Source organism: Catellatospora sp. NPDC049133, from assembly GCF_040648455.1.
Taxonomy (GTDB): domain Bacteria; phylum Actinomycetota; class Actinomycetes; order Mycobacteriales; family Micromonosporaceae; genus Catellatospora; species Catellatospora aurea.
Genome location: NZ_JBEZDT010000001.1, coordinates 118,988 through 139,130 on the forward strand (window position 1 = coordinate 118,988; position 20,143 = coordinate 139,130).

Consider the following 20,143-nt stretch of genomic DNA (forward strand, 5'->3'; position numbering starts at 1 on the left):
CCGCACCACTGCCAGACGCCGAGGAAGTCGCCGATGACGACGGCGGCCGCGGCCGTCCCGGTCCGATGGCGATCTACCACGATCGCTTTATAACGTTATACAGATCGCGTCCGATGACGACAAGGTGTCACGCCTGGGCCGTCATGACACCGGGCCGGGGTCCGCACCGGCGGCCAGCAGGGCCGCGATCACGTCGTCGGCGCCCGCCTGCCGCGCATGGTGCAGCGGCGTGCCGCCCAGCTTGTCCCGGCCGTCGACCGGCAGGCCCGCCGCGAGCAGCTTCGGCAGCACCCGCTCGTGGTCGAGCCCGGACAGCAGGTGCAGCAGCGTCGCCCCGCTGCCGTCCACGACCGCCGGATCGAACCCGGCGTCCAGCATCGCGAGCACCACGTCACCGCGCCCCTCCCGCGCGCAGCGGAAGAAGAACTCCCGCTGCCACCGCAGCCGCTTGGGCAGCCGCCCCCGACCCGTCCGCCAGGTGCGCAGCACCGCCGTGCAGCCGTTGACCGGCCCGCCCAGCGCACCCAGCGCCAGCTCGCGCCGAACCTCCTGCTCGGTGTGCTCTCGTGCGATCAGGTTCCCGTCGATGACCTGCACCTCGTGCCACACGGTCGCGCAGCGCACGCGTACGGCGGGGAACCCCTGGCCGGGTACGGAAGGCGCCTGCACCTCGCCCGGGTACAGCGAGGCGAAGGCCAACGGGTGCAGCTGGTGTGGGGCCATCACACCGTTGCGCAGGGCCACGAGGTCACGGACGGCCTGCGGATGCTCCCGCTGGTAGGCCTCGCGTCGCGCGTCGTGGGCGTCGGCGCGCCAGCACCACGCGGGCAGCACCGCGTAGCTGAGCCGCAACTCGTCCAGGAGGGCGTCGCTGAGCCAATGCTCGTCGTCCCGGATCACCGTCCACCGCCCGCCCCGGGTCACCTCACCCAACGCGTCCTGGGTCACCACCCGCAGATAGCTGCCCTTGCCGGGCCCTCCCTGTTCAGACGGGAGGCACGTCAGCGCCAGTACGTGTTCCGTCGGCGGCTGCACCGCGCCTGCCGCGGGAACCGCGGCCAGGTCCGTCAAGACGATGATCTGCGGCCACGACCGATGGCCGGTGTGCGCGTCGGGTAGATACGTGCGCAGCAGATCCGGGGCGAACTGCCGCAGGTCGTGCTGCACACGCCGGGCGACGTCCCCGCCGAAGGTCGCCGCGACCTCGGCGAGATCGACGTCAGGAATCAGCCCCGCAGCGCGGCAGGCTGCCGCCCAGTCGCCGGCCTCCCGCAAGCGCGTGCACTCGGCGACCACGGCCGGGTGCGGGTGGTGCAGCGGCACCCACCAGCCGCCCAGGGCCGGTGCTGCGTCGGCCATCGCGGGGCTCCTCCTGCGTTGCCGGGGGATGGGGAGCGGGGCCGGCCGGATTCGCACCGGCGTCATCCCGTTTGACGGCGGGCGCGACGACTTCTGCGCTACAGCCCCGCTCGCGCAGCAGTCTAGGCAGGAAGATCGCCGCTCGGGTGCCCGCAGGTGTCGGCGACGGCGTTCGTGGGTACTGACCAGGGCGCAGGCGGCCGTGCGCCACCCGCGGCATCAGGCTGCGCCGCGCGGTCCGGGGGATGGAGGCTTGGTCATGAACCGGAGCAGAGGGCTGTTCGTTTTGCTCGCCGCGGCGGCGCTGGCCGTCGGCCTGGCGAGCCCGGCGGCGGCGGTGCCGTCACCGCAGGACGCCTCCTTCCTGATCGGCATCCACCAGGCGAACCTGTACGAGATCGCGGCCGGCGCGCTCGCCGCGCAGAAGGGCACGTCTGACGAGGTACGGCGGCTCGGCCAGATGATGGTCGACGACCACACGAAGTTCGACGCGGCGGTCGTCGCGGTCGCCGACCAGGTCAAGGTGACGCTGCCGAAGCAGCCCGCCCAGGAGCAGCTGGACTCGCTCAAGGAGCTGGCGGCCACGCCGGCCGGGGGCACCTTCGACCAGATGTGGATCACTCGGGACATCCAGACGCAGGGGGACAGCCTGCAGGCGGCCCGCACCGAGCTGAACTTCGGCTTCGACCCTCGGGTCAAGGAGCTGGCCCGGCAGGCCGACGACATGTTCATCGCGCACACCACCGAGCTCAACCGCGCCGACGCGCAGGTGCAGACCGGCTGATCCCGCGGCGGCCACGCACGGAGTGTCAGCTCGCGCGGGCCGAACGGCAGCGCTCTAATCGAGGGCGTCACCACTGTTCACTGACCGTGAAAGTGCAGGCCGTACCGTGAGCGAACCTCAGCAGGCAGACAACCCGTACCTGATCGACGACGACGAGCTCGAGGAGTTCGTGGCCTCCGCGGACGACACCATCGACCTGAGCGCGGCCGAGGGCTTCGCGCCGTACGACGACGACGAGGACTACTGACCTCGCCCTGTCCTGCGAAGACAGCAGCCACCGGAGAGGAAGGGCACCTTCTTATCGCGGAGCGATAAGAAGGTGCCCTTCCTTGCTCTCGGGTGGGTTCAGGAGACGGTCGGGCGGGGGCGGTTGCCCCGTTTGAGTTCGTAGAAGCCGGGGGTGGCGGAGACGAGCAGGACGCCGTCCCAGAGGCGGCCGGCGGCCTCGCCGCGGGGCACCGGCGTGACGACCGGGCCGAAGAAGGCGTTGAGCGTGCCGTCGGGACCGGGGACGTGGATCGTGGGGGTGCCGAGGTCTTCGCCGACCGGGTGCAGCCCTGCGTCGTGGCTGCGGCGCAGGGCCTCGTCGTGGTCGGGCACGTCGGCCGCGGCCGCGAGTTCGGCGGGCAGGCCCAGGTCGGACAGGGCCGCGGTGTAGAGGTCGGGGCCGATCGGGGTCTTGTCGCGGTGGATCCGGTCGCCGAGGGCGGTGTAGAAGTCGCGTACGACATCGTCGCCGAACTTCTGCTGCACCGCGGTGACCACGCGGACCGGGCCCAGGGTGTCGGCCAGCCAGCCGCGATACCAGGGGTCGACCTCGCGGCCGTGGTTGAGCAGCCACAGGCTCATCACATGGAAGCGCACCCGCACGTCGCGGACCTGCTCGACCTCCAGCAGCCAGCGCGAGGTGTTCCAGGCCCAGGGGCACTTCGGGTCGAACCACATGTCGGCGTACGTCGTCATCGGGCCTCCTCAGGCGCGGTACTGGTCGTGGCGGGCGAACAGGTCGGTCCACTCGTCCTCGGACAGCTGCCGCCCGCTCGTGGCGATGTCGGCGAGCTCGCGGAAGTAGGTCTCCCGGGTGATGCCGGGAGCGAACAGGATGAGCATCGAGGCGGCGGCGCCGCTGTCGTTGCGGAAGCCGTGCACGCCGCCCTCGGGCACGTGCAGGAAGTCGCCGGCCGAGGCGTCGACCCAGCGCGCGCCGTCGAACAGCCGCACCGTGCCGGTCATGACGTAGAAGGACTCGGAGAAGGTGCGGTGGAAGTGCGCGTCGGCTCCGCCGGCCCCGGCCGGCATGTGCCACTCGTAGAGGCCGAAGCGTCCCTGGGTGACGCTGCCCGGGGCCACGAAGCGCCCGGTGGAGCCCGAGCCCATGACCGCCTGCTCCGCCGCGCCGGACGGGTGGTACGCGGCGCTGACCGCGCCGAGGTCGCCGGTGTACGTCATGGCTGCCTCCCTCTCATCAACTAGCTTACAAGTAACTTACCACTAAGCTAGTTTCCGTCAAGTTACCATCTGCTCATGACCAAGGACGCCGTCGACGTGATCATCGACCAGTGGCGCGACGAGCGCCCCGACCTCGACGATCTGCTGCCCATGGAGGTCTTCGGGCGCGTCTACCGGGTCGCCGCCGCCATCGGCGACCGTATGGAGCGGACCTACCAGCGCCTCGGCATCGGACGCGGGGAGTTCGACGTGCTGGCCACGCTGCGCCGCGCCGGGGAGCCGTTCAACCTCTCCCCCAAGCAGCTGTCCGACACCCTGATGCTCACCACCGGCGGCATGACCGGGCGGCTGGACAAGCTGGAGACGGCCGGGCTCATCACGCGTACCCCCGATCCGGGCGACCGGCGCTCACTGCGCGCGCAGCTCACCCCGGCCGGCCGGGAACTGATCGACGAAGCCGTCGCGGCCGGGCTCGCGGTGCAGCGCGAGGCGCTCAGCCGCCTGGACCCCGCCGACGCCCGCCGCCTGGGCGACCTGCTGCGCGAACTCGCCGCCGCCGTCGCCCGCTGACACGGCTCAGTGCCGGACCAGGCAGAACGGGTGACCGGCCGGGTCGGCGTACACCCGCCAGCTCTGGCCCGGCGAACCCGCGTCGAGCACGGCGGCGCCGCAGGCCAGCACCTCCTCCTCGGCGGTGTCCAGGTCCGGCACGCCGAAGTCGAGGTGGAACTGCTGCGGCTTGCTGGGGTCCGGCCACTGCGGCGGCTGGTACTCGGCCACCCGCTGGAACGCGAGCACCAGCCCGTTCGGGGCGTGCAGCGTCGACCAGTCGTCGCCGAGCGACCAGCGCCGGTCGGGCTGGTCGACGACGCCGCCGAGCAGCGACCGGTAGAACTCGGCGAGCCGCTTCGGGTCACGGCAGTCCAGCACCACGCACTGCAGTTCAGCCAGCATGGCCCCGATCCTAGGCCGACCATGCCCGCACCACCGTCCGCCGACCGCCCGGAACCCGCCACCGCGGCTCCACCGTTCCACTGGTCTTCGCCGTCGCGACTCCGGCTCTTCGCCCCGCGTCCGGACGGCGAACCTAGCGTCACCGCCATGCGCGTGGCGATCATCACCGAGTCGTTCTCCCCGGACGTCAACGGCGTCGCGAACTCCGTCGCCCGCGTCGCGGACCATCTGCTCGCGCGCGGCCACCAGCCGATGGTGATCGCGCCGAAGCCGGCTCCGCGGGCGAGCCGGGCCGTCACCGGCAAGCCGTACCCCGTGGTCCGGCTGGGCTCACTGCCATTGCCCGGCTACGGCAACGTGCGCCTGGCCTGGCCCACGCGCCGCCTCCGGGAGGCGCTCGCGGGGCACCGGCCCGACGTCGTGCACCTGGCCAGCCCGTTCGTGCTCGGCGCGTGGGGCGCGAAGGCCGCCGCCGACCTCGGTGTGCCCGTCGTCGCGATCTACCAGACCGACGTGCCCGGCTACGCCCGCGCGTACGGCGTGGCCACCGGGGAGGCGCTGGCCTGGCGCTGGATCCGGCACGTGCACGGCCGCGCCGCGCTCACCCTCGCCCCGTCGTCGACGACCGGCGCGGAACTCGTCGCGCACGGCGTGCCGAACGTCGGCCGGTGGGGCCGCGGCGTCGACACCGGCCTGTTCCACCCGTCGCGCCGTGACGAGGCGCTGCGCGCCGAACTCGCCCCCGGCGGCGAGCTGATCGTCGGCTACGTCGGCCGGCTGGCCCGCGAGAAGCGGGTCGACCTGCTCGCGCAGACCGCCGCGCTGCCCGGCGTGCGCGTCGTCGTGGTCGGCGACGGCCCGACCCGCGACGCGGTGCGCCGCGCCGTGCCGCAGGCGGCCTTCCTGGGCACCCGCCGGGGCACCGACCTGGCCCGGCTGTACGCCAGCCTCGACGTCTTCGTCCACACCGGACCGCACGAGACGTTCTGCCAGACCGTGCAGGAGGCCCAGGCCAGCGGCGTGCCCGTGGTCGCCCCGGCGATCGGCGGCCCGCTCGACCTGGTCCGCCACGGCGTCGACGGGCTGCTGGTGACCCCGGACGACCCCGCCGCGTTCGCGTCGGCGGTCGGGACGCTCGCCGACCCCACCGTACGCCGCGCCTACGGGCAGGCCGGCCGGGCGGCTGTGGGCACCCGGACCTGGTCGGCGCTGGGCGACGAGCTGATCGGCCACTATGCCGCCGCGGCCGACGCGGTACGCGCGCCCGGCCGGCTCGCCGCGCCCGTCGCCGTCCCGGTGCCCGCCCCGTGACCGGCCTGCGCATCGTGCGCCTGGCCAACTTCGTCACGCCCAGCTCCGGCGGCCTGCGCACCGCGCTGCGGGAACTGGGCCGCGGATACGCGGCGGCGGGGCACGAGCCGGTGCTCGTCGTGCCCGGACCGCGGCACACCGACGAGCCTAACGAGCAGGGCCGCGTCATCACCCTGCCCGGTCCGGTCGCGCCCGGTCTGGGCGGCGGCTACCGGATGCTGGTACGTCGCGCGCCGCTCGCCCGGCTGCTGGCGGACCTGGCGCCGGACCGGATCGAGGTGTCCGACCGCACCACCCTGCGCTGGACCGGGGCCTGGGCACGCCGCCACGGCGTGCCGTCGGTGATGGTGTCGCACGAGAGCGTCGACGGCCTGCTCGGCGTCGTGAAGCTGCCCGCCCCGGTGCGCGCCCGGGTGGCGGCCGGGCTCAACCGCGCCAGCGCCGCCGCGTACGACCAGGTGGTCTGCACCACCGCCTGGGCAGCGGGCGAGTTCACGGGCGTCGGCGCGCACAACGTCACGCAGGTGCCGCTCGGCGTCGACCTCGACCTGTTCCACCCCGACCGCCGCGACCCGCTGGTGCGCGGCGAACACGTGCCCGGCGGCGAACTGCTGCTGGTCTGCTGCGTACGCCTGTCGCCGGAGAAGCGGCCGGAACGTGCGCTGACCACGCTGCGCACGCTGCTCGACCGCGGCGTGCGCGCCCGGCTCGTGATCGCGGGCGACGGGCCGCTGCGGTCCCGGCTCCAGGCCGCGTCGTCGGGGCTGCCGGTGGCGTTCACCGGGTGGATCAGTGATCGGGAACGGCTGGCGGCGCTGCTGGCCAGTGCGGATCTGGTGCTCGCGCCCGGCCCGATGGAGACGTTCGGCCTGGCCGCGCTGGAGGCAATGGCCTGCGGCACCCCGGCCGTGGTGAGCGCGTCGAGCGCGCTGCCCGCCGTGGTCGGCGACGCGGGGGTCGCGGTCGCGGGCGAGGACCTCGCCGACGGGGTGCTGCGGCTGCTCGACCGCGACGAACGCCGCCGCCGCGACGCCGCCCGCACCCGCGCCGAACTCTTCGGCTGGGACACCGCCGTGCGCGGCTTCCTCGCCGTGCACACCGCCCTCGACCGCGCCGCCGGACCGGTGGCGAGCCGGACTCGGTAGCAATCAGCGCCATCGGGGGCTCAGTGCTCAACCATAAAGCGCGGCCAGCGGTTGTCGGCCCGTCGACGGGGCACACGGCTCACTGATCGATACCTAAGATATCGATCATCCCTAGCTATGGAGGTTTCCTTGAAGCGACGGCTATTCGGATTCGCCGTGAGCCTGATGACCGCGTTCGCAGCCAGTGCAGTCGCAGCGACGCCGGCACAGGCCAGCGCCGCATCGTTCTCCGTCAGCCACTATCACGGCGGCGGCGCGACGCTGATCGTCCGAATTGAAGGCACCTTCACGTGGCACAATCGGTCGGTATCACTTAACAACGTTCGCCTCTACGTGCGTGCTGGATACTGCGCTAGCGGCTCTTTCGAGGGGCACAGCGCGAACAACTACCTCTGGGATTACGGCTGGGTGCCCACAACGTGCGCCGGCAGTGTCAACAGGTGGTTCGACCTTGACCCGGTCACCCTCGCCGGCGGCCAGAGCACCGATCCCGCCAACCAGGCCATCACCAGGGTCGACATCGTGCCGGAAGAGGTGGATGCGTACGGCAATACGGTGCACCTGTACCCGGAGGACGAGAGGTCTTACTACCGCTGACTCCTGCCCGCATCGCCCTCCTGGCGCGAGTGATCGGCCCGGGGGACGGTGATCCGGCGGTTGCCACAGCATCGCGCAAAGTCCGGGACGGGGATCGCGCAGGCAGCCCCGGTGCGGCTGCCGAGGTGGGATTCAGGCCGCTCAGCGGCTCGCGGCCTTCCCCGCGAAGACCCGCAGAACCCCGACTTTCGCCGCACGCAGCCGTACACCCGTACAAGGTTGGGGCCTGGCCGAGAACCCCTCGGACAGGCCCCTATCCTCAGCACGACGTGTGCGCGGTCGAGCTGACCAGGCGGCACTCCGTCCACTTCGCCACCATCGCCCGTGTGATGACGCTGCTCCGGGACCGGGGCGTGGTGGTCGGCTCCCCGGCCGCGGCACGTTCGTGCCGGACCGAGTGCCGCCGTCCCGCCGAAACCGGTTGCCACCGCTGGGATGCTGGCCGGATGGGAGCGTATGAGGACCTCCTCGCCCGCGCCGAGGCCGATCCCGCCGTTCGCGGTGTGATCCTGACCGGTTCGATGGCGCGCGGCATGGCCACCGTCCACTCCGACCATGACGTGATCGTGGTGGTGGACGAGCGCGCAGGGCAGTGGACGCATACCCGGAAGACGTCCGACATGGACGAGATCGTGTGCACGGTCGACGAGCTGGCCGACACGTCGAACATCTGGGAACGCTACGTGTACCGGGGCGCGCAGGTGCTGCTCGACCGGCTCGACGGGCTCATCACGGAACTGGCCCACGCGCAGGCGACGCCGACCCCGGCGGAGTCGGCCGAGTGGTCGCGGGAGTACCTCGACGGGTACGTCAACTTCATCTACCGCGCGGCGAAGAACCACCGCGACGGCCGCGCCGACCTGGCCCGGCTGGAGGAGATGGAGAGCGTCTCCTGGTTCCTGTTCACCCTGTTCGCGCTGCACGGCCGGGTGCGCCCGTACAACAAGTACCTGCGCTGGGAGCTGGAGACGTTCCCGCTCGGCGAGCCGTGGGACGCCGCCACCCTGCCGGTCCGCGTCGCCGACGACCCGGCCGGCCTCTTTCCCGACCTGGAGCGGCTCGCCCGCGACCGCGGCCATGGCGACGTGCTCGACGCCTGGGGCGGCGAACTCGACCTGCTGCGACGAACGTGAGACAGGGAGCCGACGGTGCACGATGGTGACCGCGCCCGGACACTGGCCGAAATGGTCCGCGCATATCTCGACGACCCCGAGGTGGCACTGCGTCCCGACGCTCCGGAACTAGAGGTCCGGCTGAACACCTGGGGGTACGGCCCCGACGGCGGCCCGGTCGACGTCGAGGCGACCGTGCAGGCGCTGGAATTCGTCCGGCGGGGATTGGGCCGCCGTCTCTCCGACCAGCCGCGCCGCGGCACCTTCTATGCCTGGTACGACGGGCAGGCCGGGCAGTTGAGATGCTCGTTGACCTCTGCCTCCCCTGACCGGCTGCCGTTCGGCGGGACGTATCGCGTCACATCCGACGCCGCCGAGATCGTCGCACTCGCCGCTGCCGACCCGTCCCCTGGCCTGGTGACCTTCGACGACGTGATCAGGTCCGACAGCTCGACGGACGACGGGGCTGTTCAGCAAGCGCCCTTCCCCATCTGGGCGGTCGTCGTGCGGTGAGGTGCCGCGGCGTCGGATGACTTACCAGACTGGACCATGAGGACGTCAGGCGAACCCGCTCATGTCGTGCCCCGCTTTTCGATAATGGCTTCTCACCAGGGCGATTCCCGTTTGCGTGATGGCCAGCAGGGCGATCCCAAGCATCGGATAGAGCCAGAATTCGAACGCCCGCCGGAACACCAGAGCAACCTGGGCAAGCACGAGGAAACCTGCGGTCATGCCGACACCTGCCCCTACCACCCTTTGGGCATATAACCGCAAATCGCCTGCTTCTCCTCCTGATGCACGTCTCTTCATCAGTCCGAACATGGTTGCCTGCAGCCATACCACGAAACAGCAGATGACGAGCAACCACCACCTGATGAAGAGAAGTGGCATGGTGATCAGGGCAGCGAACAGCGCAGCCTTCACCTTCGGGCCGTCCCAGGAACCGACGGAAGACAAAGCCCCTCCACAAGATCAGCACAACGCGGGGAAAACGTACGGAACATGCACTCCCGACGCAAGCCTGCTCCGCTCGGTTAGGGTCGATCCGTGCCATCTCGGTCAGCCATCAGCAGGGACTCCATCCGTTCATCCCGCGTGCCCGCCCGGCCACGCCCACCGGCGGCCATGGACACCGCCGTGTCACCGGACCACGACCTGGAGGACGAGGCCACGTTCCGGCGGCTGGCGTTCCTCGACCTGGACCTGACCGGGCAGGCCGCCGACTCCGCCGAGTTCGAGCAGTGCCGGTTCACCCGGACCGGCCTGGCCCGTACGGTGCTGGACCGGGCGATGTTCACCGACTGCCTGGTCGAGACCTCGGACTGGGCGAACCTGAAGGCGACCAAGTCGGGCCTGCTGCGGGTCGAGGTGTCGCTGGCCCGGTTGACCGGTTTGCAGTGGGTCGACGGCACGCTGCGGGACGTGACGTTCCGGGAGTGCCGGATGGACCTGGCGACGTTCCGGTTCACCTCGTTCAAGGACGTGGCCTTCGTCGACTGCAACCTGACCCGGGCCGATTTCACCAACGCCGACCTGCGCGGAGCGTCGTTCACCGGCTGCGACCTGTCGGGCGCGCAGTTCGCCCAGGCCGACTGCGCCGGGGCCCGGTTCAGCCGGTGCGAGCTGGGCGGCATCGGGAGCGTGACGAGCCTGCGCGGGGCGAGCGTCAGCGCGCACGACCTGGCCGGGCTGGCGCACACGCTGGCCGCGGCGCTGGACATCACCATCGACGGGGACTGACGGTCGCGAGCGGCAACCCGGCGGCCACGGCCGGTTGGGTGCCAGGTCGCCTGCCGTACACCGCCTGCTGGCACCCTGCCTGGGTGCCGTTTGCCCTCCTCCACGACCTTTCGAAGTTGGTAAGGGCGCCTTCTACATCGCGTAGCGATGTGAAGGTGCCCTTCCTTTCGCGCGGGCTGGGTGGGGAGGCGGGGCGGTGTCTGGTGTTGGGGCTGGTCGGGTCGGTGGCGCTGGCCGGGGGTGGGCTGGCGGCGGGGGCGCTGCCGGTGCGGGACACGCTCGCGCCCGCGCTGGGGCTGGGTGAGCTGCGGCAGTATCAAAGTCTGGGGCTGGTCTGCGCGTACTTCGGGCTCGCGTTGCTGGCGGCGGCGTGGTGGCGGCTGGGCCGGGCGGTGCGCGGCGGTGAACCGCCGTCGCCTCGCGGGCTGCTGCTGGTGCTGGCCGCGTGGGCGCTGCCACTGGTGGCGATGCCGCCGCTGTTCAGCCGGGACGTGTACAGCTACCTGGCGCAGGGCGCGATGGTCACGGCGGGGCTCGACGTCTACCAGGCGGGGCCGTCGGCGCTGGGCGGGCCGCTGCTCGCCGAGGTGCCCGCGATCTGGCAGCACACGCCGACGCCGTACGGGCCGGCGTTCCTGTCCCTGGCCGCCGGGGTGTCCGGGTTCACCACGACGGACGTGCCGCTGGGGGTGTTCGGCATGCGGGCGGTGGCGCTGGCCGGGGTGGTGCTGCTCATCGTGTGCCTGCCGCGGCTGGCCCGGACCTGCGGCGTGGACCCGACGGCGGCGCTGTGGCTGGGCGCGCTGAACCCGCTGGTGCTGCTGCACCTGGTCAGCGGCGCGCACAACGACGCGGTGATGCTGGGCCTGCTCATCGCCGGGCTGACCGCCGCCGCGGCGGGCCGGTTCACCCTGGCCGCCGTCGCGATCACGCTCGCCTGCCTGGTGAAGGCCCCGGCGGCACTCGGCCTGGTCGTGGTGGTCTGGCTGTGGCAGCGCTCGCTGCGTCCGGCGCTCAGCCGGCCGGTGGCCACACTGCGGGCGCTCGCGCTGACGGTGGGCCTCGCGGCGGCGACGACCGCGCTGGTGACCGCTGTGACGGGGACCGGCTACGGGTGGGTGCGCTCGCTGGCGACGCCGATCTCGGCCCACAACTGGTCGCTGAGCAGCACCGTCGGCCGGATCACCCGGAACCTGCTGGAGTCGGCGGGCAGCGACCTGGCCGCGTCGGCGATCCCGGCCTGGCGCTGGATCGGGCTGGCGGCCGCGGCGGTCGCGACGCTGCTGGCCTGGCACCATCGCCGACGGCTCGGCCTGGTGTACGCCCTCGGCCTGAGTCTGACCGCGCTCGCGCTGCTCGGCCCCGCGCTGCGCCCCTGGTATCTGCTGTGGGGCCTGGTGCCGATCGCCGCCGCCGCGCCGCCCGACGGCCGGGTCCGCCGCTGGACCGCGCTGGCCTGCCTGGCGCTGACCGTGACCGTGTTCCCGAACGGCTTCACTCCGTCGGCGGACGAACTGGCCGCGGCGCTGACCGGCGCGCTGCTGGCGGTGCCGATCGTGTTCCTGTCCACCGGCGACATCGCCTTCCGAGGAACGGAGCCCGCCGCATGGTGAAGACGCCCCGCGCCCGCCTGCTGTGCGTGCTCGCGCTGGCCACCGCCGTGGGCCTGTTCATCGCGCTGATCCCGGGGCATCGCGGCTGGTTCGACGTGCTGGTCTACTACGGCACGGTCAACGACTGGGTGCACGAGGGCGGTGGCGTCTACGACTACCTCGTGCCGGGCACCCACTACGGCTTCACGTATCCGCCGTTCGCGGCCGTGGTGATGCTGCCGATGAGCATGCTGGGCTGGCACACCGTCATCGCGGTGAACGTGGCGCTGACCGCCGCGGCCTGCGCATTGGTGCTGTACTGGCTGGTCGACCCGATCGCCCGGGAGCGCGGGTGGCCGCGGCTGTTCGCCTTCGGGGTCGCCGCGTGCCTGCTGGCCGCGTTGCAGCCGGCCCGGGACACGGTCAGCTTCGGCCAGGTCAACCTGGTCCTCGTCGCGCTGGTGCTCGCCGACGCCCGGCTGCTGACGAGCGGCCGGAGCCGCTGGGCGGGCATCGGGACCGGGCTGGCCGCCGCGATCAAACTCACGCCGGCGATCTTCATCGTCTACCTGCTGCTGTCCGGACGGCGGCGGGCCGCCGCCGTCGCGAGCGCCACGGCCATCGCCGCGACGCTGCTGGCGGCGCTGGTCGCGCCGGGTCCGTCGTGGACGTTCTGGACCTCGGCGTTCGGTGACACCGCCCGGATCGGGGATCTGTTCTACATCTCCAACCAGTCGCTGCGCGGCGTGATCGCCCGGCTCGACCCGGAAACCTCGCATCCCGTGTTCTGGCTGCTCGCGGTCGGATGTGTGCTGGCGCTGTGGGCCTGGCGGGTGCGCCGGGCGGCCCGCCAGGGCGACGTCTGGGGCGGGTTCGCGCTCACCGGCCTGGCCGCGTGCCTGGTCAGCCCGGTCACCTGGGTGCACCACCTGGTGTGGGTGGCACCCGCGCTGATCCTGCTGGCCGGGGCGGGGCTGCGCGAGCCCGAGCCGCGCCGCCGCCGCAGGCTGCTGTGGTCGGCGGGGACCGCCTACGTGGTGCTGTGCAGCAGCGTGGTGTGGCTGTGGGCGAACAGGTCCGGCGACCCGGACGGCTTCGTCGGGGGTAGCGCGTACGTCTGGATCACGCTCGGTCTGCTCGTCTTCCTGCCGCTGCGCGCGGCGACGCCCACCGTTCACCGGGCGGCGGCGCAAGAGTCGATCACCGTACTCGCCGCGCGGTCATGATGCGCGCACGCCGTCCGGCCGTGACGGCGCGCAAGGGGAACCATGACCATCCTCAGCACCATCCTGGGACTGCTCGCGGCGGCGTTGTTCGCGGCGGCCGCCGCGCTGCAGCACCGGGTCACCCGGGCCGTGGCGCAGGCCCGCGGCGACACGGACGGGCACTGGCTGCCCGTGCTCGGCACCGTCGCGCGGCTGCTGCGCAGCCCGGTCTGGCTGGCCGGGCTCGGCTGCAACGTGCTGGGCTTCGCCGCGCACGCCTCCGCGCTGCACACCGGTTCCATCGCCATCGTGCAGGCGCTGCTGGCGGTGCAGCTGATGTTCGCGCTGCCGATGGCGTACACGCGCACCGGCCGCCCGCCCGCGGCCCGGGACTGGCTGGGCACCGCCGCGGTCTGCGCGGGCCTGGCGGTGCTGGTGCTGGCCCGGGGCGGTGTCGCGCAGACGGTACGCCGCGAGCCGCTGCCCGCCGTGCTGCTGGCCGCGATCGTGCTCGTCGCCGTGCTGCTCACCGTCGCGCGCAGCCGCCCGGGGCGCACCGCCCGCACCGCGCTGACCGGCGTCGCCGCGGGCACCGGGTTCAGCACCACCGCCGTGCTCACCGTCGTCGTCGCCGACCAGCTCGCCACCCGCGGACCGCTGACGGCCGCGCTGGACTGGCCGCTGTACGCGCTGGCGTTGTCCGGCCTGGTCGCGGCGGTGCTGGCGCAGGAGGCGTTCGGCAGCGGCTCGCTGCCCGCCGCGCTGACCGCCATGACCGTCGCCGACCCGGTGCTGAGCTGGCTGTGGGGCGCGCTCCTGTTCGACGAGGCCCCACCGGCCGGCTTCGCCGCGCTGTGGGCGCTGGCCCTGGCCGCAGCCGCCATCGCGGCCGGCGTCGCGCTGCTCGCCTACTCCCCCACCCAGCGCGTGCTCTCCGACGCGAGCCACACCCCATGATCGCTCGACTTGCCCGGCACCTGGGCGAAAGCGCGTCCAAGATACGCACACCTGCCAGGCAAGTCGGATGACCTTGGGGCGCACCGGGGCGTGCCGAAGAGTTCTTGCGGCGTTAGCCGGAAGTACGTTCGCGACGTGCGGCGCGGCCGCCCCGGATCGGCCACAGTTGCCGCCATGGCATGGGACCTGCACGACTACCGCCTGGTGACCGCCAGCGCGTACCCCGGCATGATGGCGCCGCTGACCGAGCACCCCTCGTGTGTCTGCGTGCTGTCCGGCGACGCCGACGCCGACCTGCCCGGCACCCGGGCCCTGTCGCTGGAACGGCTCGACGGCGTACGCCGCCGCTGGCGCTTCGGCGACGTGGCGCGGCTGGCCGACTTCGTCCCCAAGGTGCTCGCCGAGGCCCCGGCCGACGACCGGCCGATACTGCTGGTGCCGCCGCGTGCCAGCACCGCGTGGGAGTCCGCCGCGGCGGCCTGGCCGGGCCGGGTACGGCTGGCCGCCGGGCCGCTGGAGGTCGTGGAGCGGCTGGCCGAGGACAAGGTCTACATCCGCGCCGCGCTGCAGGGACTCGGCGTGCCGGTGCCCGAGGCGCTGGCGCTCGACCGGGACGAACTCGACTTCACCGCCGTTGCCCGGCGGCTCGACGCGCCTTTCATCGCGCAGACCCCGAACGGCGCCGGCGGGCAGGGCACCTACCTGGTCCGCGACGCCGCCGAGCTGGCCGCGGCACGGCAGGCGCACCCGCACGTGACCCGGTGGCTGCTGTCGCGCTACGCCGGAGACGTGACGATCAACGTGGCCGGGGTGGTGCACGCCGACGGGGTACGCCTGCTGCCCGCGTCGTTGCAGATCAGCGGAATCCCGCAGCTCGGGTACGCGTTCGGCGGCTACTGCGGCAGCGACTTCGCCACGCCGCGCATCGACCCCGGCGCGCTGGCCCAGGCCTACCTGCACACCGAGCGCATCGGAGCGTGGCTGGCCGCGCAGGGGCACCGAGGGTTGTTCGGGGCCGACATCGCGGTGTCCGGCGGCGACGTGGCGTTCCTGGAGGTCAACCCGCGCATCCAGGGCTCGTCGTGGCTGCTGAGCCGGCTGCAGGAACGGCACGGGCTCGACCCCTGCCTGCACCAGCACCTGCGGGCGCTGCTCGGCGAACCGCTCGACCCGGCCGACGCGGCCCGGCCGGTGCTCGCCACCGCGGGCAGCCACCTGCTGGTCCGCTGGACCGGGCCGAGCGGGGTGGTGCGGGCGGTGCCACGGCCCGACTCGTACGCCGGAATCCAGGTCACCGGCCTGCCCGCGCTCGGCGTGACGCTGCTGCCGGGTGCGATCCTGGCCCGCCTGGAGTCGACCACGAGCCTGTCCGCACCGGACGGACGCAGCCTGCTGCCCGCCACCACGGCCCTGGTCGCCACCCTCACCAGCGCCGTGACCGTCGCCCCGCTCCCCCCGACTGCCTGAAGGAAGGGCACCTTCTTATCGTTTTCCGTAGAGGAAGGGCACCTTCTTAACGCTTCGCGCGCGGGAGGTGCTCTTCGGCGAGCAGGCGGGCCTGCACGCGGCTCGCGGCGGACCGCAGGTGCGGTGCCCGGCCCTCGTGGGCGGCCGCGTGCGGCGAGGAGGCCCCGTGCCGCCGCAGCACCTCGGCCAGTCGGTCCTCCAGGAACACGGGCTCGCCGCGTACCCCCGTGGTCTGGTCGGCGCAGGCCAGCGCGTCGGTCACCGCCGACCGCTCGTCCTCGAACTCGGCCATGCCGACGACGCCCTGCGCCGCGGCCAGGTAAGAAGCCCCGGAGTGGTGCGCCACCAGCGCGCACAGCCGCACCGGCCAGCCGAGCCGCCGCAGCAGGCGTGCCCCGTCCAGCGAGTGGAACCCGGTGTCGCGGGCCGCGGCGGCGTACCCGATGTCGTGCAGCCAGGCCGCGCACAGCAGTAGATCGCGATCGGCCGGGTCGACCGCGGTGACCAGATCGGCCGCGCGGCCCGCCACCCCGGCGGAGTGTGACCACCGCTGCGGCAGATCGACCAGCAGCTCGTCGGCCAGGCACATGGCCCGGGCGGGCACGAGATGATCGATGACCAGCGGCACGAGGCTGACGGTATGCCGGTACACCGCCCTGCTCAATCGATGTCGTGCATCAGCCTTCCACTGTTCGCCTGCTGTTCACCTGGCCGGCGCGCGCCCCCGGCCCGGCACCCGCCGCACGGCCATGGCGGCACAGCCGTCGACGGGACTCCTCGGTTGTTCGCCTCGCAACGATCGTCCGATCGGTGGGCGCACTGAAACACTTACGTGTTTAACGTCCACATCGCACTGTCGGGCGATCACGGGGAGAGCGCGCCATGAGACCACGTCCCTACGTGCGCTGCCCGGGCTGCGACCTCGTCGGCCCGGCCGAGCGCCTCGACTACGAACTCGGCGACACCGGGGACGTGGACTGGGCACAGCAGGTGACCTGGCAGTGCGCCGAATGCGGCTACCTCGACGCGATCACCGCGGACCAGGTGCTCGCCGTCGACGCCGTGCACACCTGCGTCGACTGCGCGACGCAGACGCCCTGCCCGGCCTCGGCCGCGCGGGTCGAGTGCGAGCGCTGCGGGCTCATCGGCCTGGGCCCCGCCACCGCCGACCCGGAGATCGCGGGGCAGCTGCGGGCCATCGAGGCGCTGCACGACATGGAGCTGCGGGTGCAGCAGGCCCTGCGCGCGAGCCGCGATCCATCCGGCGGACCCCGGCCCGCCTGACGGCCGCATGGCATGATTCGCTGCGACGACGGCGGCCTGCCCGGACGCCGGTGATCGTGCCCGGCCGTGGCCGCGGCGGAAAGGTGGCACAGCGTGCGGACCGCGGTCATGGGAGCCGGTTCCTGGGGCAGTGTCTTCGCCAAGATCCTGGGCGAGGCGGGCGGCGAGGTCACCATGTGGGCCCGCCGGGAGTCCATCGCGGACGCGATCCGCACCACCGGCCGCAACCCCGACTACTTCCCCGAGGTCGCACTGCCGCGCAACGTGACGGCGACCGCCGACCCCGCAGCCGCCCTGGCCGGGGCCGATCTGGTCGTGCTCGCGGTGACCTCGCAGACGCTGCGCGCGAACCTGAGCGCGTGGGCCGGGCTGATCCCGGCCGGCGCGACGCTGGTCTCCCTGATGAAGGGGATCGAGCTGGGCACGACCAAGCGGATGAGCGAGGTCATCGTCGAGACCGCCGGTGTCGACCCGAGCCGGGTCGCCGTGGTCACCGGGCCGAACATCGCCCCCGAGCTGGCCGTGCGCCAGCCCGCCGCGGCCGTGGTCGCCTGCGCGGACCTGGACCGGGCGGCCGCCGTGCAGGAGGCGATCACCACGCCCTACTTCCGGCCGTACACCAACGACGACGTCATCGGGGCCGAGCTGGGCGGGGCGGTCAAGAACGTGATCGCCCTGGCGTACGGCATCGCCACGTCGATGGAGCTGGGCGAGAACATCAAGGCCACCCTGATCACGCGCGGGCTCGCCGAGACCACCCGGCTCGGCGTCGCGCTGGGCGCGGACCCGCTCACCTTCGCCGGCCTGTCGGGGCTGGGCGACCTGGTCGCCACCTGCTGCTCGCCGCTGACCCGCAACCGCACCTTCGGTGAGCACCTGGGCCGCGGCCTGAACCTGGAGCAGGCCCAGGCGGCCACCCGGTACACCGCCGAGGGTGTCAAGAGCTGCCTGGCCATCCGGGACCTGGCCCACAAGCACGGCGTGGAGATGCCGATCACCGAGCAGGTGGAGCGGATCTGCCACGAGGGCGTCGACCCGAAGACCGCCCTGGCCACCCTGATGAGCCGGCAGACCCGGCCGGAGTAGCGGTCAGCCGGCGGGTTCTCCCTGCCAGTGCCGTTCGAACACGATCTTGTGCCGGTCGCCGGGCAGCACGTTGAGGGTGCACTGCACGGGCTGCCCGGCCGCGGTGTACCCGGTGTCGTAGTGGGCCGCGACCGGCGTGCCGGGGCCCAGGCTGAGTCGGTGGATCTCCTCGGGCGTCGGCATCCGGATGAAGATCTCGTCGATGGCCCGGTCCTGCCGGTAGCCGAGGTCGGCCAGCACCTGGTCGGTGCCCCGGGGCAGGTAGGCGGGAGACATGATCTCCGAGTCCTTGACCAGGTCGATCGGGAAGTGCGAGTCGTTGATGTTGGTCGGCTCGCCGTTGATGAACCGCACCCGGCGGCGCGCCACGACGGTCTGCCCGGCCATGATGCCCAGCCGCTGCGCGAGATCGGGCGCGGCCTGCACCAGTGACACCTCGATGGCCTGGTGCGGGGTGCGGCCCTCGGCGACGATCTGCTGCGAGAACCGGTCCATCTCCGGGGTGGCCGGGCGCGGGCGGGACTTCTCCTGCGGCCGGTAGACCATGTGCTCGCGGCGGCGCACGAAGTAGCCGTGCGGCCGGCGGGCGACGATCAGCCCTTCGGTGACCAGGATGCCGAGGCCGGTGCGCACGGTCTGGCGTACCACGCCGAACCGGTCGGCGATCTCGTGCTCGGTCGGCAGCCGGTCGTCGGGGCGCAGCTCCCCCGAGATGATCAGCCCGCGGTACGCCGCCGCGATCCGCTGGTACGCGGGCATCGCCGCACTCCGGGCCGTCTCCACGTGCTCCGCCTCCCTGACGCTGTGACGCGTCCGCGATCGATGTCTTGACAACCGATCCAAGCCCACTGCACCATCATACGCAACATCTACATTGTCTAGTCAATCTAGACGACGTAAACGAGCTGCCGGAGGAACCCATGTCAGACTTCGCCCCCACCCTGCGCGACCTGCGGACACGGCTGCCCCGGCTGGTCGAGGACCTCGCCGCACTGGTCGCCGTCGAGTCGCCGTCGGAGGACCCGCGGGCCACCGCGCACAGCGCCGACGCGGTCACCGCCCTCGGCAGCCGCCTGCTCGGCAGCTCCCCCGAACGCCACGGCGCCCACCTGGTCTGGCGGCACGGCGACACCCGGGTGCTCCTGGTCGGGCACCACGACACGGTCTGGCCGGTGGGCACCCTGGCCCGCTGGCCGTTCCGGGTCGACGGCGACCGGGCCACCGGGCCGGGCTGCTTCGACATGAAGGCGGGCCTGGTCCAGCTGTTCCACGCGCTGTCCACGCTGCCCTCGCTGGACGGGGTCACCGTGCTGGTCAACGCCGACGAGGAGATCGGCTCGCCCGTCTCCCGGGCGCTCATCGAGCAGGCCGGGCACGGCGCGCGGGCCGCACTCATCTGCGAGCCCAGCGCCGACGGCGCGCTGAAGACCGCCCGCAAGGGCATCGCCCGCTACCGGCTGGAGGTGACCGGCCGGGCCGCCCACGCCGGGCTGGACCCGGCGCGCGGGATCAACGCCGGGGTGGAGTTGGCGCACCAGGTCCTCGCCGTGGCCGGGCTCGGCGACGGCGACACCTCCGTGACGCCGACCGTGCTCACCGCGGGCACCACCGAGAACACCGTCCCGGCGGCGGCCGGGCTCGCCGTCGACGTGCGCGCCTTCCACCAGGCCGAGTTCGAGCGGGTGGACCGGGCGATGCGCGGCCTGCATCCCGTCCTGGCGGGCAGCGGGCTGACCGTGCACGGCGGCGTCAGCCGGCCCGCGCTGCCGCCCACCGCCTCGGCGCAGCTGTACCGACTCGCCCGGGTGGTCGCGGCCGAACTGGGCCTGGCCGCGCCCGCCGGTGTCGCCGTCGGCGGGGCCTCCGACGGCAACCTGACGGCCGGCTTCGGCATCCCGACCCTCGACGGGCTCGGACCCGTCGGCGGCAACGCCCATGCCGAGGGCGAATGGGTCGACCTGCCCGCGATGGCCGAGCGGGCCACACTGCTCGCCGCACTCGTCGATCGGGTGCTGCGTCCCCGGGCTCAGGCGTGATCGCCATGGTGCCCGGTCGCGGGCGGGCCGGTCCCGGTCCGCCCGCCTTTTCCGCCCCGGACGCC

At 72.8% G+C, this 20,143-nt stretch carries 23 protein-coding genes and 1 tRNA gene; 16 read left to right on the forward strand and 8 right to left on the reverse strand.

From position 1 onward, the window contains the following. Window positions 1–141 precede the first annotated feature (141 nt). Both AB0B35_RS00525 and AB0B35_RS00530 read right to left on the reverse strand, forming a co-directional pair. Window positions 142–1,359 carry an ankyrin repeat domain-containing protein gene (locus AB0B35_RS00525; protein ID WP_361038915.1) on the reverse strand — a complete coding sequence of 406 codons (1,218 nt, stop codon included), beginning with the start codon at window positions 1,357–1,359 and terminating at the stop codon, window positions 142–144. A gap of 36 nt (window positions 1,360–1,395) precedes the next feature. Further along, window positions 1,396–1,467, reverse strand: a tRNA-OTHER gene (locus AB0B35_RS00530). Between the two features lie 151 nt (window positions 1,468–1,618). Here AB0B35_RS00530 and AB0B35_RS00535 point away from each other — a divergent pair. Both AB0B35_RS00535 and AB0B35_RS00540 read left to right on the forward strand, forming a co-directional pair. Then, entirely contained in the window at window positions 1,619–2,143 is a 525-nt protein-coding gene (locus AB0B35_RS00535; protein WP_361038918.1) for a DUF4142 domain-containing protein, read from the forward strand. 106 nt (window positions 2,144–2,249) lie between these two features. Further along, complete coding sequence (locus AB0B35_RS00540; RefSeq protein WP_361038920.1) at window positions 2,250–2,390, forward strand: hypothetical protein; 141 nt, start codon at window positions 2,250–2,252, stop codon at window positions 2,388–2,390. Window positions 2,391–2,488: 98 nt separating this feature from the next. Here AB0B35_RS00540 and AB0B35_RS00545 read toward each other — a convergent pair whose 3' ends face one another. Together AB0B35_RS00545 and AB0B35_RS00550 are read right to left on the reverse strand one after the other, a co-directional pair. Next, the gene (locus AB0B35_RS00545) at window positions 2,489–3,106 is read right to left on the reverse strand and encodes a DsbA family protein (RefSeq protein WP_361038922.1); all 618 of its coding nucleotides are present in this window, start codon (window positions 3,104–3,106) and stop codon (window positions 2,489–2,491) included. A gap of 9 nt (window positions 3,107–3,115) precedes the next feature. Next, window positions 3,116–3,592 (reverse strand): cupin domain-containing protein, encoded by a 477-nt coding sequence (locus AB0B35_RS00550; RefSeq protein ID WP_361038924.1) that lies wholly within the window; start codon window positions 3,590–3,592, stop codon window positions 3,116–3,118. Window positions 3,593–3,667: 75 nt separating this feature from the next. Between AB0B35_RS00550 and AB0B35_RS00555 the strand changes: the two genes are divergently transcribed. Next, a complete protein-coding gene (locus AB0B35_RS00555; RefSeq protein WP_361038926.1) occupies window positions 3,668–4,162 on the forward strand; it encodes a MarR family transcriptional regulator in 495 nt (164 codons plus the stop codon). Window positions 4,163–4,168: 6 nt separating this feature from the next. Here AB0B35_RS00555 and AB0B35_RS00560 read toward each other — a convergent pair whose 3' ends face one another. After that, the gene (locus AB0B35_RS00560) at window positions 4,169–4,546 is read right to left on the reverse strand and encodes a VOC family protein (protein WP_360530510.1); all 378 of its coding nucleotides are present in this window, start codon (window positions 4,544–4,546) and stop codon (window positions 4,169–4,171) included. 147 nt (window positions 4,547–4,693) lie between these two features. On the opposite strand from AB0B35_RS00560, the gene AB0B35_RS00565 reads away from it, so the two are divergent. From AB0B35_RS00565 to AB0B35_RS00585, 5 genes are all read left to right on the forward strand, one after another. Next, window positions 4,694–5,857 carry a glycosyltransferase family 1 protein gene (locus AB0B35_RS00565; RefSeq protein ID WP_361038929.1) on the forward strand — a complete coding sequence of 388 codons (1,164 nt, stop codon included), beginning with the start codon at window positions 4,694–4,696 and terminating at the stop codon, window positions 5,855–5,857. Further along, the gene (locus AB0B35_RS00570) at window positions 5,854–7,002 is read left to right on the forward strand and encodes a glycosyltransferase (RefSeq protein ID WP_361038931.1); all 1,149 of its coding nucleotides are present in this window, start codon (window positions 5,854–5,856) and stop codon (window positions 7,000–7,002) included. Before AB0B35_RS00565 ends, AB0B35_RS00570 begins: the two co-directional genes overlap by 4 nt. Before the next feature lie 156 nt (window positions 7,003–7,158). Continuing rightward, entirely contained in the window at window positions 7,159–7,599 is a 441-nt protein-coding gene (locus AB0B35_RS00575; RefSeq protein ID WP_361038933.1) for a hypothetical protein, read from the forward strand. A 446-nt stretch (window positions 7,600–8,045) separates the two neighbouring features. Further along, complete coding sequence (locus AB0B35_RS00580; protein WP_361038935.1) at window positions 8,046–8,732, forward strand: nucleotidyltransferase domain-containing protein; 687 nt, start codon at window positions 8,046–8,048, stop codon at window positions 8,730–8,732. Between the two features lie 15 nt (window positions 8,733–8,747). Next, a complete protein-coding gene (locus AB0B35_RS00585; RefSeq protein WP_361038937.1) occupies window positions 8,748–9,224 on the forward strand; it encodes a hypothetical protein in 477 nt (158 codons plus the stop codon). Between the two features lie 45 nt (window positions 9,225–9,269). On the opposite strand, the gene AB0B35_RS00590 is transcribed toward AB0B35_RS00585, so the two are convergent. Then, entirely contained in the window at window positions 9,270–9,668 is a 399-nt protein-coding gene (locus AB0B35_RS00590; RefSeq protein WP_361038939.1) for a hypothetical protein, read from the reverse strand. A 180-nt stretch (window positions 9,669–9,848) separates the two neighbouring features. Here AB0B35_RS00590 and AB0B35_RS00595 point away from each other — a divergent pair, with 180 nt between their 5' ends. The 5 genes from AB0B35_RS00595 to AB0B35_RS00615 all read left to right on the forward strand — a co-directional run bounded on the left by AB0B35_RS00595 (window position 9,849) and on the right by AB0B35_RS00615 (window position 15,672). Next, window positions 9,849–10,451 carry a pentapeptide repeat-containing protein gene (locus AB0B35_RS00595; RefSeq protein ID WP_361038941.1) on the forward strand — a complete coding sequence of 201 codons (603 nt, stop codon included), beginning with the start codon at window positions 9,849–9,851 and terminating at the stop codon, window positions 10,449–10,451. Window positions 10,452–10,654: 203 nt separating this feature from the next. After that, complete coding sequence (gene mptB, locus AB0B35_RS00600; RefSeq protein ID WP_361038944.1) at window positions 10,655–12,064, forward strand: polyprenol phosphomannose-dependent alpha 1,6 mannosyltransferase MptB; 1,410 nt, start codon at window positions 10,655–10,657, stop codon at window positions 12,062–12,064. After that, window positions 12,058–13,269, forward strand: a complete 1,212-nt coding sequence (locus AB0B35_RS00605; RefSeq protein WP_361038947.1) for a glycosyltransferase 87 family protein — start codon at window positions 12,058–12,060, stop codon at window positions 13,267–13,269. The genes mptB and AB0B35_RS00605 overlap by 7 nt, the downstream gene beginning before the upstream one ends. 42 nt (window positions 13,270–13,311) lie before the next feature. Continuing rightward, complete coding sequence (locus AB0B35_RS00610; RefSeq protein ID WP_361038950.1) at window positions 13,312–14,205, forward strand: DMT family transporter; 894 nt, start codon at window positions 13,312–13,314, stop codon at window positions 14,203–14,205. Window positions 14,206–14,379: 174 nt separating this feature from the next. Further along, the gene (locus tag AB0B35_RS00615; RefSeq protein ID WP_361038953.1) at window positions 14,380–15,672 is read left to right on the forward strand and encodes an ATP-grasp domain-containing protein; all 1,293 of its coding nucleotides are present in this window, start codon (window positions 14,380–14,382) and stop codon (window positions 15,670–15,672) included. 46 nt (window positions 15,673–15,718) lie between these two features. Here the strand turns inward: AB0B35_RS00615 and AB0B35_RS00620 are convergent, their stop codons facing one another. Further along, complete coding sequence (locus AB0B35_RS00620; protein WP_361038955.1) at window positions 15,719–16,300, reverse strand: HD domain-containing protein; 582 nt, start codon at window positions 16,298–16,300, stop codon at window positions 15,719–15,721. A gap of 254 nt (window positions 16,301–16,554) precedes the next feature. On the opposite strand from AB0B35_RS00620, the gene AB0B35_RS00625 reads away from it, so the two are divergent. Together AB0B35_RS00625 and AB0B35_RS00630 are read left to right on the forward strand one after the other, a co-directional pair. Next, on the forward strand, window positions 16,555–16,956 hold the full coding sequence (locus tag AB0B35_RS00625; RefSeq protein WP_361038957.1) for a hypothetical protein: 402 nt from the start codon (window positions 16,555–16,557) through the stop codon (window positions 16,954–16,956). Window positions 16,957–17,064: 108 nt separating this feature from the next. Beyond that, window positions 17,065–18,042: an NAD(P)H-dependent glycerol-3-phosphate dehydrogenase gene (locus AB0B35_RS00630; RefSeq protein WP_361039651.1), complete on the forward strand. Its 978-nt coding sequence runs from the start codon at window positions 17,065–17,067 to the stop codon at window positions 18,040–18,042. Window positions 18,043–18,045: 3 nt separating this feature from the next. Here the strand turns inward: AB0B35_RS00630 and AB0B35_RS00635 are convergent, their stop codons facing one another. After that, complete coding sequence (locus AB0B35_RS00635) at window positions 18,046–18,825, reverse strand: GntR family transcriptional regulator (RefSeq protein WP_361038960.1); 780 nt, start codon at window positions 18,823–18,825, stop codon at window positions 18,046–18,048. A 137-nt stretch (window positions 18,826–18,962) separates the two neighbouring features. Between AB0B35_RS00635 and AB0B35_RS00640 the strand changes: the two genes are divergently transcribed. Further along, window positions 18,963–20,078, forward strand: a complete 1,116-nt coding sequence (locus AB0B35_RS00640; RefSeq protein ID WP_361038962.1) for a M20 family metallopeptidase — start codon at window positions 18,963–18,965, stop codon at window positions 20,076–20,078. Window positions 20,079–20,143: the final 65 nt, after the last annotated feature.

Excerpts from the sequence above, each read along its gene's own strand:
- AB0B35_RS00525 (WP_361038915.1), bottom strand. The coding sequence starts at position 1,359 with ATGGCCGACGCAGCACCGGCCCTGGGCGGCTGGTGGGTGCCGCTGCAC.
- AB0B35_RS00535 (WP_361038918.1), top strand. The coding sequence starts at position 1,619 with ATGAACCGGAGCAGAGGGCTGTTCGTTTTGCTCGCCGCGGCGGCGCTG.
- AB0B35_RS00545 (WP_361038922.1), bottom strand. The coding sequence starts at position 3,106 with ATGACGACGTACGCCGACATGTGGTTCGACCCGAAGTGCCCCTGGGCC.
- AB0B35_RS00550 (WP_361038924.1), bottom strand. The coding sequence starts at position 3,592 with ATGACGTACACCGGCGACCTCGGCGCGGTCAGCGCCGCGTACCACCCG.
- AB0B35_RS00555 (WP_361038926.1), top strand. The coding sequence starts at position 3,668 with ATGACCAAGGACGCCGTCGACGTGATCATCGACCAGTGGCGCGACGAG.
- AB0B35_RS00560 (WP_360530510.1), bottom strand. The coding sequence starts at position 4,546 with ATGCTGGCTGAACTGCAGTGCGTGGTGCTGGACTGCCGTGACCCGAAG.
- AB0B35_RS00565 (WP_361038929.1), top strand. The coding sequence starts at position 4,694 with ATGCGCGTGGCGATCATCACCGAGTCGTTCTCCCCGGACGTCAACGGC.
- AB0B35_RS00580 (WP_361038935.1), top strand. The coding sequence starts at position 8,046 with ATGGGAGCGTATGAGGACCTCCTCGCCCGCGCCGAGGCCGATCCCGCC.
- AB0B35_RS00605 (WP_361038947.1), top strand. The coding sequence starts at position 12,058 with ATGGTGAAGACGCCCCGCGCCCGCCTGCTGTGCGTGCTCGCGCTGGCC.
- AB0B35_RS00610 (WP_361038950.1), top strand. The coding sequence starts at position 13,312 with ATGACCATCCTCAGCACCATCCTGGGACTGCTCGCGGCGGCGTTGTTC.
- AB0B35_RS00615 (WP_361038953.1), top strand. The coding sequence starts at position 14,380 with ATGGCATGGGACCTGCACGACTACCGCCTGGTGACCGCCAGCGCGTAC.
- AB0B35_RS00625 (WP_361038957.1), top strand. The coding sequence starts at position 16,555 with ATGAGACCACGTCCCTACGTGCGCTGCCCGGGCTGCGACCTCGTCGGC.
- AB0B35_RS00630 (WP_361039651.1), top strand. The coding sequence starts at position 17,065 with ATGGGAGCCGGTTCCTGGGGCAGTGTCTTCGCCAAGATCCTGGGCGAG.
- AB0B35_RS00640 (WP_361038962.1), top strand. The coding sequence starts at position 18,963 with ATGTCAGACTTCGCCCCCACCCTGCGCGACCTGCGGACACGGCTGCCC.